Source organism: Allosphingosinicella sp., from assembly GCF_036570505.1.
GTDB lineage: Bacteria > Pseudomonadota > Alphaproteobacteria > Sphingomonadales > Sphingomonadaceae > Allosphingosinicella.
Genome location: NZ_DATCYB010000107.1, coordinates 1 through 12,429, shown reverse-complemented (window position 1 = coordinate 12,429; position 12,429 = coordinate 1). Strand labels below are relative to the sequence as shown.

The following is a 12,429-nucleotide window of genomic DNA, read 5'->3' as shown; positions in this document are numbered from 1 at the left end:
ATCACGGTTCGCGAGACTCTCGACCGGACTGAAGATGCTGCTGATCCTGAGCCTGGGACTGTTTCCGCTCGGGCTCGTCGCGATTCTCGCCTCGGTCCAGAGCGCGCGCGACAATAACGACAAGCGTGCCGAGCAGACGCTGTCGCAGCTCGAGATCGAGGCGCAACGGCTGACTGCCCTTCTTTCACACAGCTCCGGCACGATCCGCGCCGCCAGCACCGCGATCGCGCTCACCGCCGTCGATTCGCGCATTTGCGAGACGACGCTCCAGAGGCTCGCGCGGGCGCAATCCTCGGTCGGCCGCTTCGCCCTTTACGGCGACAACAATGTCATTCGCTGTGCCACTCCCGGCTTCATTCCGTTCGCCGTTCCCCGAGCGGACGGGCGGCGTTCGATCGTCACGATCGGCGAAGACGGTAGCGCGCTTCGCTTTGCCCTTTTCAGTGACGATGGCGACGTGGAGGGCAGCGGCGAATTCACGCGGGAAAGCCTCGCCGAGCTCACCAGTATCGCCGGCGGCGACAGCGAGTTCGATCTGGAGCTGATCGACGGCCGCCGAACGATGACCCTGCACGACGGCTATCAGCCGAGACCGTTCGAACAATTCGTGTCGGGAACGGTGCCCATCGTGGACGAGCGACTCCAGATGAGAATCACGCTGGGCGCGATCCCGATCTCGATCGTGGAGCTGCTGACGATTCTCCTGCCGGTGATGATGTGGATTTTCGCCGCGATCATCGGCTGGGTGATCCTCGATCGGCTGCTCTTGAGGCCGCTCCTTCGTGTGCAGCGCGCCGTCGCCGCCTACCAGCCCGGCGACCGGCATCTGGACCTGCCGACGCTGAGGACGCCCGCACGGGAGATCAGCGACCTGGGCTTCGCCTTCGACCGCCTGACCCAGACCGTCGCCCGCCACGAGGGGGATCTCGAAGCCGGAATCGAGCGCCAGAGCCGGTTGGTACGTGAAGTCCACCACCGGGTGAAAAACAACCTCCAGGTCGTCGCCTCACTCCTCAACCTGCACGCCCGCGGATCGCCAAACGAAGACGTCGCCGCCGCCTATGCCTCTATCCAGCGGCGTGTGGACGCCCTGGCCGTGGTCCATCGCAACCATTTTGCCGAGCTGGAGGAAAATCGCGGCGTCGCCCTCCGCTCGCTCATCTCGGAACTGGCCGCGAACCTGCGCGCGACCGCTCCCGCCTCCGCCGCCGGCATGGTCATCCGGATCGATATCGAGCCATTCCAGGTCACCCAGGACGTGGCCGTATCGGTCGCCTTTCTGATCACCGAGATCGTCGAATTCGCGATGTTCTGCGATGCGAAAGTGGTGACGATTTCGCTGGTCGCCGCCGGCGCGGGCGCGGGATCCGCCAGACTGACGATCGAGTCCGATGCCCTCCGGGGGGCGACCCCGTGTGATCCCCAGCTGTTCGAACGCTTCGACCGCATCGTCACCGGCCTGTCGCGCCAGCTCCGCTCCACGATAGAGCGCGACACCGACTCAGGTCGCTATGCCCTCGACATCGCCGTCTTCGACAGGACTTAGCACGCAGGCTTTCCTCGGTCCGCACGATCGTCGCGGACTTTCCGGTCTGTCGAATAAGGTGGCCTGCCGACCGATTTTTCCTTCGCTTTCGCGAGATCGCCGGTGCCCTGACCCGATTCGACGGCGGCATCGACATTGTTCTTTTCGTCCTCGCCGACGCCATCGAGGTCCGAATGGGGCGGCGCTTTGGGGGGCTTGTTCATGACGGCTCCTTCTATTCACTGACAACCGGCAGCCGAGCGCAGGGTTTCGCTCCGCTTGGACAACGAGGATTTTTCACGCGAGGGCGAAATTTTTGACGGTCGCGGGAACCGGCTGCCGCGTCCCTCGTTTTCCCCTTCGGATAGTGACCTTTTGCCCCCCCGCTCTCGCTATCCAGAACATGAGCCCGGACGCGCCAACCTCCCCCCCCGGTGGCGCCTCCGGGCTCTACATTTTGGGCGACTTTTCCTTAAAAAAAGCGCATGATCCGGCCTTGTGACGCCAGTGGAACCAAGTCTCGCCCGCGCGCATTTACCCCTCACCTCGCACGCCGAATTACGCGATCGTCGCGCGCGTTGATTAGATCAGGAGAGAGATGATGGTTCGTAAGATTTTCGCGCTGTTCGCTATTTCGAGCAGCCTCGCGCTTGCCGCCTGCAACACCATCGCGGGTGCCGGCGAAGACGTCGAGTCCGTCGGCGATGCCGTCGAGGATTGCGCCGAGGGCGTCGACTGCTAACCGACACCCGCCTACTGTGGTATGAAGAGGCGTCGCCCGCGTGGCGGCGCCTTTTTCGTGTCAGACAAGATCGTCGGGAATGAACCAGTAAGGACGCCCGAAGCGCTTCGCCCGGCCTAGCTGGTAGGGCACGACAAACCCCTTGCGGTCGTCGGGGTCGGCTGTGCTGTTGTGGCGGGCGATGTCGCGCCAGCCTTCGAGGCTCATGTCCTTGGGCAGGGATCCGCCGAAAAGCTGCTTCCACAAGCCATGCCTGAAATCCGCGATCGTCTCGCCCGGCTCGGTCCAGAGGAAGCCCAGCTCCGTATCCCATTCGAAACTCCGGCCGTTGATATTGGCCGAGGAAAGCAGGCACGATTCATCGTCCGCGATCAGCAGTTTGGAATGGATGTGGATGAGGCCGGAGCCGAAGGCGGTGCCCCGGGTCTTCTCGAATTCTTTTTCGTCGGCCTCGACGTCTTCATGCTTGGCGAGCGTGAACAGGCCAACCCGTTGCGGCCCCGCCTTTTTGAGAAGCCGCCCGAGCGCCCGCGCCTGGAGGTGCTCGCCATGACGATGGGCTAGATTGTCGGTCTGACCCTCGAAGGCGATCTCCTCCGGAGCATTGGCGACAAGGATGATGACCTCCAGTCCGGGATTGGCCCTCAAGGCCGCCTCGATCCAGTCGGCGGCTGACTTGGAGCGGAAGAATTGCCCCTCGATATAGAGCTGGCGCCGCGCCGAGAGGATCAGCTCCTTGTGGGCGGCCTTGAGTTCGCGGATGCCATGGAGCGGCCCAATCGCGAACAGCCCATCCGATCGGATCGACATGGTGCGGGCCAGCTGGACTGTGGCCTTGCCCTCCACCTCCTGCCCCTTTGGCTTGGTCGTAATCTCGCTCAGCGGATCGAGCATCAACTCGCGGCCGCAGCCATCGGTCCATTCCGCGACGGTGGCGCGGTAGCGCGGCATCTCTCGATTCCAGAGGCGCGCGAAATGGCGGGCCGCATCGGCGACCGCCGGCCCTTCGACCAGGGCCGAGATATCGTGCCAAGTGCGGTCGGCGCGCTGATCGTGGCGACGGTCGTCCCAGCGGCGTTCGTCGAGGTCGAGCCCGCCGATAATCGCCTTCTCGCCATCGATCACGACGAATTTCTGATGGTAGGTCGCGGGCCACAGGCGAGGCGGCGGCGCCGCTTTCCAGGCCCGGGGCTTCTTCTCTTCCCATTCGACATGGCGCCACAGGCCTGGCCGCGTTTCGAGGCCGCCGTCCTTGTGCGCCTTGCGCTTCAGGAGCTTCTCGACAATCTTGCGGATACGACGGCGCAGGAGCAGGCGCAGGAGCTGCCGCCAGCCCCAGCCCATTTCCCCTTCATGCTGAACGACGATCAGCTGCAGGCGGCCACGCTCGTCTTGGTCGAGGGTCTCGATGATGGCGCGGATCGTCCGATAGGTGCACCAGGAACCGGCGTGAAGATAATCGGCCAGAACCGGTTCGAAATCCGAAAGCAGGATTCGGACCTCGACGCCGCGTTTCACCGTGTGGGCGATCAGCGCGGACCAGTCAGAGAGTCCCAGCTTCTTCGATCGTTTGGACCTGAGCTTCGTGTCGGGATCGAACACCCGAAAAGAGAGCCAGACCGTCTCCCTGGCGTCCAGCAGCAGATGCTCGAGCTCCGGATACATGTCCGCCGCCTCGACCAGCGGGATGACGCTGCAGCCGGTGCGTGGCGACGACGGCTTCATCCACTCCGGCGGGTCCTTCACCGCCAGCATGGCGTTATGGACGCCCAGGAACGGCGACCGCACTTTGTCCGTCAAAGCAACTCCGTCCCCTTCTCCCGCGCTCGCCGGCGCTCGGTGAACCAGATGGCGACGAGCGACAATTCGTAGAGGCAGATGAGGGGGATGGCGAGCATGAACTGGGAAAGGACGTCGGGCGGCGTCGCCACGGCGGCGATGACGAATGCGACGAGGATGGCGTAGCGCCGTCCGCGCTTCAGCTGGTCGCGGGTCACGATCCCCGCGCGCTCCAGCAGCATCAGCAGTACGGGCAGCAGAAAGGCGATGCCGAACGCCAGGATGAAATGCATGACGAGGCTGAGATACTCGCCGATCGAGGGCAAAGCCTCCTGCTCGATACCGCCGAGATTGCCCTGATAGCCGAGGAAGAACTCGAACGCGGTCGGCATCACCACATAATAAGCGAGCGCGCCGCCCATCAGGAACAGCACTGGCGTCGCGATCAGGAAGGGCAGGAAAGCCCGCTTCTCCTTGGAATAAAGGCCCGGCGCGACGAACGCCCAGATCTGGTTGGCGATGACCGGGAAGGCGAGAAAGAAGGCGGCGAAGAAGGCCACCCGAACCTCGACGAAGAAGGCCTCATAGAGCTTGGTATAGACGAGCTTGCCTTGCCCCGGCCCGAAGGCATCGACCAAAGGCTGGACGAGGAAGGAAAATATCTCGTTGGCAAAATAGAAGCTGACTCCGAAGGCGACGAGCAAGGCCGCGAACGACCAGATGAGCCGGCGACGCAGCTCGATCAGGTGGTCCATCAACGGCGCGCGGCTGTCGTCGACATCCTTCATGGCAGTTCCCGCCGGTCGTCGCCGTCATGCGACGGCGGCATCTCGCCCTCGGGCGGCGGAGGCGGCGCCTCCGTCTGGGCGGCGGGCGGGGAGGCGGGGGCCGAGGCGGAAGGGAATTCGCGCATGACACGCTCGTTCTCCTCCTTCCATTTCTTTTCCATCTCCTCGAGCTCGGCCTCGCGCATCATCGTGTCGAGGCCGGAGCGGAAGTGGCGCGCCATGCCCTTGGCCTTGCCGACCCAGTGGCCGACCGTGCGCATGACGCGCGGCAAATCCTTGGGTCCGATCACGACCAGCGCGACCAGGGCCACGATCAGCAGTTCGGTAGGCGCTATGTCGAACATTCAGCCCCGCCCTTCAGGCGAGCCGATCAGGGCTCGCGCCGCTCGTCGGGACGAGGGGCAGCGCTGCTTTCGGCGGGAGGCGCCGCTGGCGGAGGCGCATCGACCGTGCGACCGCCCTCGATGCGCCGCGGTTCCGCCGGCTTCTCCTCGTCCTCGGTCATCCCCTTCTTGAAGCTTTTGATGCCCTTGGCGACATCCCCCATCATGTCGGAGAAGCGGCCCTTGCCGAACAACAGCAAGATGATGACGCCGACGACGAGCCAATGCCAGAGGCTAAGACCACCCATTTCAATTCTCCGATTACGCTTGAGAACGTACCTAGTCCTCCTCGCGCTCCGTTTCCAGTTCCAGTTGGCCCATCTGTTCCAGCGCGGCATCGATGGGATCGAGGAGACCTGCCGCCTTCAGATCGTCGATGCCGGGCAGGTCGCGGCGGCTGGTAAGGCCGAAATGCTGCAGAAAGGTTGCGGTGGTGGCGTAGATGAGTGGCCGCCCCGGCACCTCGCGCCGGCCCGCCGGCCGGACCCAGCCCGCCTCCATCAGCACGTCGAGCGTTCCCCTGGAGATCTGCACGCCCCGGATCGCCTCGATCTCGGCGCGACTGACCGGCTCATGATAGGCGATGATCGCCAGCGTCTCGACGGCGGCGCGGGAGAGCCTGCGCGCCTCGTCCCGCTCGCGCCTGAGGATATGGGCCATGTCCGGCGCCGTCTGGAAATGCCAGCGTTTGCCCCGCTCGACGAGGTTCACCCCCCGCCCCGCATAATGGTCCGCCAGCGCCTCGATCGCCGCCGCCACGTCGACGCCCTCGCCGACATAGTCAGCGATTTCCTTTTCGCTCATCGCCTCCTCGGCTGCGAACAGGGTCGCCTCGACGGCGCGGATATCGTCGGGAAGCTCCCTCATGCCGCGCGGATGTAGAGCGGGGAGAAGGCGCTCTTCTGGTCAAGCTCCACCCTGCCCTGCCGCGCCAGCTCCAGGCTCGCGACGAAGCTGGAGGCGAGCGCGGACTTCCTGAAGCCCGCATCCTGCGTCTCCGGCAGGAAGCTTTCGATCCGCGCCCATTCGACGCTCGTGCCCAGCAGCCGCTCGACCCTAAGCAGCGCCTCCTCCAGGGTCATCACCGGTCGTCGCGACACGACATGCACGGCCGGCTCGGTCCGCGCCCTGACCAGGCCATAGGCGGCGATGAGGTCGTAAAGCTCGGCCTGCCACGCCGCCTTGCGGATGACGCGCAGCCCCTGCGGGCTCCCGCGCGCGAAGACGTCGCGCCCCAGCCGGTCCCGCGCCATGAGCCGCGCTCCGGCCTCGCGCATCGCCCCCAGCCGCTGCAGCCGCAGCTGGAGCCTCATCGCCAGCTCCTCGGGGCTCGGATCGGCCTCCGCGTCCTTGGGCAACAGCAGGCAGGATTTGAGGTAGGCGAGCCACGCCGCCATCACCAGATAATCGGCCGCGATCTCCAGCTTGAGCTTCCTGGCGTCGGCGATGAAGGCGAGATACTGCTCGGTGAGCGCCAGGATCGAGATCTTGGCCAGATCGACCTTCTGCGAACGCGCCAGGGTCAGCAGCAGATCGAGCGGCCCTTCCCACCCGTCCAGGTCCAAAGTCAGCCTGTCCGCCTCCGCCACGGCGGGCGCTTCTTCAAAGGAATCGTCGAATTCCACGACGGAAGACTAGGCCGTCGGGACCGGATTGCGAAGCGGGAATCTCCCGTTCGGGGCGCCGCCCGATCGCCTGGAAAGGCCGCTACCGGGCGGCGATGGCCGGCGGCTGGGGCGGCGTTCCGCTTCGTGCCTCGGCCACGGCCTCGTCGATGAAACGGCCGAGGTCCACCCGCATCTGCCGGAGCGCTTCGGGATTGAGATAGGTCATGTGCCCGGCCGGATAATAAAGGAACTCCAGATTCCGCTGCTGCGCCGGCTCCAGCATCATGTGGCGAAGGTCGTATTCCGTGCCGTAGAAGGGCGTCGCCATGTCGTAATAGCCGTTGAGCGAAAGCACTTTCAGATACGGATTGGTCCGCATGGCGACGGACAGGTCCACGGCGGTGTTGGGCGTGGTCTGTTCCCGGCGTGTGCCCGGCGCCTCGTGGCTCCAGTCCCATTCGAAGCCCGGCGCGTCGCGCGCGCTGAGGCGATAGGTCATGTCTGTCTCGTAGCCGAGCTGATGGGTCAGGTAGCCGTTCAGCGAACCGATATAGGCGCCGCTGATCGCTTCCGACGAGGCGTCGAAATCGGGGTTCTCGCCGGCCGCGTCGACGTCGACCCCGGTATAGCGGGCATCGAAGCGGCCAACGGTCAGCCGCTCGTCACGCAGCAGCTCCTTGCGAAAGCGGGAAAGGTCGACGCGCAGGTTCGAGCGCTCGATGAAGTCGGCCGGAAGACCGGTCAATTCGCTCATCCGCTGGGCGACCGCGTCGCGCTCCTCGGGGCTGATGGTCTGCCCTTTGGCAAGGGCGGCGGCATAGGGGCCCTCGGCAAACTGCCGCGCGGCGGCGACGGCTTCTTCCACCGTCGCCGGCCGGTTCGGCAGCTGGTTATGGTACCAGGCGGTGGCGGTATAGCTTGGCAAATAGGTCAGGTAGATCTGGTCGAAACCCGGCTGACGGATTCCATAATTCATGATCGAGGAGAGCAGGATGACGCCGTTCAGGGCCATGCCGCGGTCCTGCAGCTGATAGGCGAGAGCGCCCGACCGCAACGTGCCGTAGCTTTCGCCGAGCAGGAATTTGGGGCTGTTCCACCGGCCGAACTTGGTGACGTAGCGCAGGATCGCGCGGGTGAAGGCATCGACATCCTGATCGACGCCGTAGAAATCGGACGGCTTGGCATCGCCCAGCGGGCGGGAATAGCCGGCGCCCGGCGCATCGATGAAGACGAGGTCGGCCTTGCCCAGCAAAGTGTCGGGATTGGGCCCGAAATCGAAGGGCGCCGGGCGGACATATTCGGGATTGCCGGTCGTCAGCCGCATGGGGCCGAACGAGCCCATGTGCAGCCACAGGCTAGCCGAGCCGGGACCGCCGTTGAAGAAGAACATGATCGGCCGCTTGGTGCCGGGCCTAGTGCCGTCCAGCGTATAGGCCGTGTAGAAGATGCTGGCCTCGGGCTTGCCCACGGCGTCGCGGAGGGTAAGCGTTCCCGCCGTCGCGGCATAATCGAGCGTCTTTCCGCCAACGCGGATGCTGTGGCGGGTGACGACCTCGCGCTCCTCGACCGGCGCGCGCGCCCATCCGGCCTCGGCTTCCTTGGCGACGGCATCCTTATGCAGCGCCTCGACGCTTTTCCCGGACTTCCCGTCGCCCTTGTCGGCTTCTCCACCCGATTGAGCGGCGGCGGCCGTGGTCAAGACAAGAGCGAAAACGGAAACGATCGGCCAGAAGCGCATTGCGACGAGAGTCCTTCCGAACAGGGATGTGAAGGTGGGAAGCCTCGATGTTCGCAAGAAATGGTTTCGGGGCGCAACCCTATCGGCCGCAGTGGCGGTTACTACGGTAGCGCGTTTCCTCGGGGATCACACATAGGCCAGCAGCGCGTCTCGCTTGGCGGCGAGTTCGTCATAGGAGGCAGCCTGAGCCGCATCGGCGACGCTGGCCATGGCGCGGTCCAGGCGCTTCAGCGCCGCATCCGTCATCTCACCCAGTCCCTTTGCGACCGCGACCATCTCGGCCATGTCGCCCGAGCAGTGCAGCGCCGCGTCACAGCCGGCCGCGACCACACCCTGGGCGCGTTCGTCGAAGCCGCCGGTGAGGGCGTGCATGCCTAGATCGTCTGACATGAGGAAGCCGTCGAAGCCGATGCGGCCGCGGATGATATCTCCGATGACGCCAGGGGACAGGCTGGCGGGACGTTCGGCGTCCCAAGCGGTGTAGACGACGTGCGAGGTCATGCCCATCGGCGCGTTGCGAAGCGTGCGGAAGGGTTCGATGTCCAAGTCCAGCTCTTCGTCCGACGCATTCACCACCGGGGGCTCGACATGGCTGTCGCTCGTCGAGCGTCCATGGCCGGGCATGTGCTTGACGACGCCGACGACCCCCGCGGCGGCCATGCCCTCCAGCACGGCGCGGCCCAGGGCCGCCACCTGCATCGGCTCGGCGCCGAGCGCGCGGTCGCCGATGATGTCGTGCGCGCCCTCCTGCCGCACGTCGAGCAGGGGCAGGCAGTTCACGTTGATGCCGGCTTCCTTCAGCATCACCGCGAGCGCCTGGGCGTTGGCGCGGGCCGCCTCGATCGCGCTGATCGGGGCCTTGGCGTAGAGGTCGGCGAAGCGCCCGGCTTCGGGGAATTGGGGCCAGACCGGCGGCTGCATGCGGGCGACGCGGCCGCCTTCCTGGTCGATCAGGATCGGAACGTCGTCGCGGCCGTGGAGGGCGCGGAGGCTGTCGGTCAGGGCGCGGAGCTGGTCGGCTCCCACGCAGTTGCGGCGGAAGAGGATGTAGCCGGCGGGATCGGCGTCCTTGAAGAAATCCCTCTCGTCGGCGGTGAGGCTTTCACCCGCCAATCCGTAAATCGCCGGCTGCATTGCTTCCCCTAGTCGATACGCACACAGGCCTCGCCGGCGACGCGCAGGCGACCGCAAATGCCGCTCGCATCCGGCCCGCTAGCGCGCAAGCGGTAAAGCGTCTTGCCGCCCGATTCGACCGGCGTGACGCTGTGGCTGAGCGGCGCCAGGTAGGAGAAGCGGCCGGAAAGCGCCTTCCAGGCGCTGTTGGCACCTGCCTGGCTGGAGAAAGCGCCAAGCTGGATGGTCGCGCCGGCGCCCGAGCCGCCTTCGGCCGGCAGGGGCCGATAGGGCGAGCGCTTCGTCTCGGCGGGAACCTTCGCCGCCGGGGCCCTGGCGGGAGCGGGAGCTTCCTTGGTGACGGGCGTTTCGGGCATCGCGCCGGCGTCGATCTGACCCTTGGGCACGGCGCCCTCGCTGGCGGCGAAGGCGGTTTCGCCGGTGCCTTCCACCTCCATGCCGCCCGGATCCTCGGGCTTCACCTTGTAGTCGCCCTCCGGCGCCGCGATCAGCTCGGGCTCACCGCCTTCGCCGCCCTCGCCGCGATTGCCCATCCAGAACAGGCCGCCGACGATCAGGCCGATCGCGACCAGACCGATGACGACAAAAGCGACGAGCTTGGCGGCGGTCGGCCCCTCGCTCGCTTCTTCCTCCTCTACGGCTTCGAGCCAGGGCAGGCGGTCGCCTTCCGGCAGTCCTTCATCGTCGGCGCGCGTGTCGGTCATCACTGCATCTCCTCAGCGGCGGCTACCCCCATGATCGCCAGGCCGTTACGCACAATCTGCCCGATCCCCGAAGCCAATTCCAGTCGCGCCCGCGTCAAATCGGGATTGTGTGCCAATAAGAAGCGGCGGGCGGGATCGTCATTGCCCTTGTTCCACTGCGCGTGGAGCGCGGCGGCGAGGTCGTTAAGATAGAAAGCGATGCGGTGCGGCTCGTGCGCCTGCGCCGCCGCCTCGACGACGCGCGGGAACTGAGCGCCCAGCTTGACGAGCGCCAGCTCCTCGTCGTCGAGAAGAGAAAGATCGGCGGTGTCGGGCAAGTCGATGCCGGCCTCCTTCGTCCGCCGATGCAGCGAGCAGATGCGGGCATGGGCATATTGGACGTAGAAGACGGGGTTGTCCTTCGACGCCTCGACCACCTTGGCGAAATCGAAATCGAGCGGCGCGTCGGCGCGGCGGGTGAGCATCATGAAGCGCACCACGTCCTTGCCGACCTCGCGGACGACATCTGCGAGCGTGACGAAATTGCCCGACCGCTTCGACATCTTGATCGGCTCGCCAGCCCGGAACAGGCGGACCATGTTGACGATCTTGACGTCTAGATCGACGCGGCCGTCCGTCAGCGCCCTCACCGCGGCCTGGACGCGCTTCACCGTGCCGGCATGATCGGCGCCCCAGATGTTGATGAGGTGATTCGCACTCTCCGCCTTTTGGAGATGATAGGCGGCATCGGCGCCGAAATAGGTCCAGCTTCCGTCCGACTTCTTCATCGGCCGGTCCTGGTCGTCGCCGAACTCGGTCGAGCGGAACAGGGTCAGCTCGACCGGCTCCCAATCCTCCGGCGTCTCGCCCTTGGGTGCTTCGAGCAGGCCCTCATAGACCAGGCCTTTGTCACGAAGCGTCGCCTCCACACGATTGGCGGCGCCGCTCCCCTGCACTTGCGCCTCCGAAGCGAAGATGTCGTGATGGATGCCGAGCAGCCCCAGATCGTGGCGGATGAGGTCGAGCATCGCCGCCACGGTCTTCGTCTTGAAGAGGTGCAGCCATTCCGCCTCGGGGGCGGCGACGTAGCGGTCGCCGAACTCGGCCGCGAGCCCCTCGCCCACCGGCTTCAGATAGTCGCCGGGATAAAAGCCCTCCGGGATGCCGCCGATATCCTCGCCCAGCGCCTCGCGATAGCGCAGGTGCGCGGAGCGGGCGAGCGTGTCGACCTGGCTGCCGGCGTCGTTGACATAATATTCGCGCGTGACGGCGTAGCCCGCATATTCGAGCAGGGACGCGAGCGCGTCGCCGACGACCGCGCCCCGGCAATGCCCCATATGCATCGGCCCGGTGGGGTTGGCCGAGACATATTCGATATTGACTTTTTCGCCCCCGCCGAGGCTGGAACGGCCGTAGTCGGCGCCGTCCGCCAGGATGGAGCGAAGCTCGTCCCGCCAGAGACCGGCATCGAGACGGACGTTGATGAAGCCGGGGCCCGCCACCTCGACGGCGGCGACCTCGTCCAGCGCCCGAAGCTTCGGCGCGATCAGCTCGGCGAGCGCACGAGGATTGGTGCCCGCCCTCTTCGCCAGCACCATCGCCGCATTGGTGGCGAGATCGCCATGCGAGGCGTCGCGCGGCGGCTCGACCGCCACCGCCTTTCGCTCGATGCCGGCGGGCAACTGCCCCTCGCCTTCGAGCTGGTCGAGAACGGCGTCGATATGCGCGGCGAAGCGGGCGTAGAGGGTCACGTGTTCATCCGATGACTGCGGGAAGGCGCGGCCTTAGCCGATGGATGGGCCGATTTGAAGCATGGTGGCTCACCAATCGAAAGTCCGGATGCGAGGCTCCGCCCGCTCCGATGAGACCGGAAGCGGCGCCTGTTCCTCCCCCTCGGATGAGAACGGTGTTCCAGGCCATGCCCCAGGCGCGGCCGGCGCGGCGATTCCGATAGGCATAGGCGCTTGCGACGCTCATGCCGACAGCGCGACAGGCATCGGCGACCACGCCGCATCCGGCGAGCGTCTCGATGAAGCCGGCGAGCTTCGCG

General features: G+C 65.9%; 13 protein-coding genes and 1 pseudogene. 2 read left to right on the top strand and 12 right to left on the bottom strand.

Features of this window, described 5'->3' with window-relative positions; genetic code table 11:
- Window positions 1–34 precede the first annotated feature (34 nt).
- Window positions 35–1,546, top strand: coding sequence for a sensor histidine kinase (locus VIR62_RS13240; RefSeq protein WP_431871992.1), 1,512 nt, complete (start codon window positions 35–37; stop codon window positions 1,544–1,546).
- Here the strand turns inward: VIR62_RS13240 and VIR62_RS13235 are convergent.
- Window positions 1,543–1,749 (bottom strand): hypothetical protein, encoded by a 207-nt coding sequence (locus tag VIR62_RS13235; RefSeq protein ID WP_431871991.1) that lies wholly within the window; start codon window positions 1,747–1,749, stop codon window positions 1,543–1,545. The two genes, VIR62_RS13240 and VIR62_RS13235, sit on opposite strands and share 4 nt — an antisense overlap.
- A gap of 377 nt (window positions 1,750–2,126) precedes the next feature.
- On the opposite strand from VIR62_RS13235, the gene VIR62_RS13230 reads away from it, so the two are divergent.
- Window positions 2,127–2,267, top strand: coding sequence for an entericidin A/B family lipoprotein (locus VIR62_RS13230; RefSeq protein WP_431871990.1), 141 nt, complete (start codon window positions 2,127–2,129; stop codon window positions 2,265–2,267).
- A 60-nt stretch (window positions 2,268–2,327) separates the two neighbouring features.
- Here VIR62_RS13230 and VIR62_RS13225 read toward each other — a convergent pair whose 3' ends face one another.
- From VIR62_RS13225 to VIR62_RS13175, 11 genes and pseudogenes are all read right to left on the bottom strand, one after another.
- Window positions 2,328–4,067: a phospholipase D family protein gene (locus VIR62_RS13225; protein ID WP_431871988.1), complete on the bottom strand. Its 1,740-nt coding sequence runs from the start codon at window positions 4,065–4,067 to the stop codon at window positions 2,328–2,330.
- Complete coding sequence (gene tatC, locus VIR62_RS13220) at window positions 4,064–4,834, bottom strand: twin-arginine translocase subunit TatC (protein WP_431871986.1); 771 nt, start codon at window positions 4,832–4,834, stop codon at window positions 4,064–4,066. The genes VIR62_RS13225 and tatC overlap by 4 nt, the downstream gene beginning before the upstream one ends.
- Window positions 4,831–5,178, bottom strand: a complete 348-nt coding sequence (tatB, locus tag VIR62_RS13215; RefSeq protein WP_431871985.1) for a Sec-independent protein translocase protein TatB — start codon at window positions 5,176–5,178, stop codon at window positions 4,831–4,833. The genes tatC and tatB overlap by 4 nt, the downstream gene beginning before the upstream one ends.
- A gap of 26 nt (window positions 5,179–5,204) precedes the next feature.
- Entirely contained in the window at window positions 5,205–5,465 is a 261-nt protein-coding gene (locus VIR62_RS13210; RefSeq protein ID WP_431871983.1) for a twin-arginine translocase TatA/TatE family subunit, read from the bottom strand.
- Between the two features lie 31 nt (window positions 5,466–5,496).
- On the bottom strand, window positions 5,497–6,084 hold the full coding sequence (scpB, locus tag VIR62_RS13205) for an SMC-Scp complex subunit ScpB (protein WP_431871981.1): 588 nt from the start codon (window positions 6,082–6,084) through the stop codon (window positions 5,497–5,499).
- Window positions 6,081–6,842: a segregation and condensation protein A gene (locus VIR62_RS13200; RefSeq protein WP_431871979.1), complete on the bottom strand. Its 762-nt coding sequence runs from the start codon at window positions 6,840–6,842 to the stop codon at window positions 6,081–6,083. The genes scpB and VIR62_RS13200 overlap by 4 nt, the downstream gene beginning before the upstream one ends.
- Before the next feature lie 82 nt (window positions 6,843–6,924).
- Complete coding sequence (locus VIR62_RS13195) at window positions 6,925–8,562, bottom strand: S10 family peptidase (protein ID WP_431871978.1); 1,638 nt, start codon at window positions 8,560–8,562, stop codon at window positions 6,925–6,927.
- Between the two features lie 126 nt (window positions 8,563–8,688).
- Window positions 8,689–9,696, bottom strand: coding sequence for a beta-N-acetylhexosaminidase (nagZ, locus tag VIR62_RS13190; RefSeq protein ID WP_431871977.1), 1,008 nt, complete (start codon window positions 9,694–9,696; stop codon window positions 8,689–8,691).
- Between the two features lie 8 nt (window positions 9,697–9,704).
- Complete coding sequence (locus tag VIR62_RS13185; protein WP_431871976.1) at window positions 9,705–10,400, bottom strand: SPOR domain-containing protein; 696 nt, start codon at window positions 10,398–10,400, stop codon at window positions 9,705–9,707.
- Window positions 10,400–12,130, bottom strand: a complete 1,731-nt coding sequence (gene argS, locus VIR62_RS13180) for an arginine--tRNA ligase (protein WP_431871974.1) — start codon at window positions 12,128–12,130, stop codon at window positions 10,400–10,402. The genes VIR62_RS13185 and argS overlap by 1 nt, the downstream gene beginning before the upstream one ends.
- A 4-nt stretch (window positions 12,131–12,134) precedes the next feature.
- Window positions 12,135–12,429 (bottom strand): annotated as a pseudogene (locus tag VIR62_RS13175) (hypothetical protein); the annotation flags it as partial.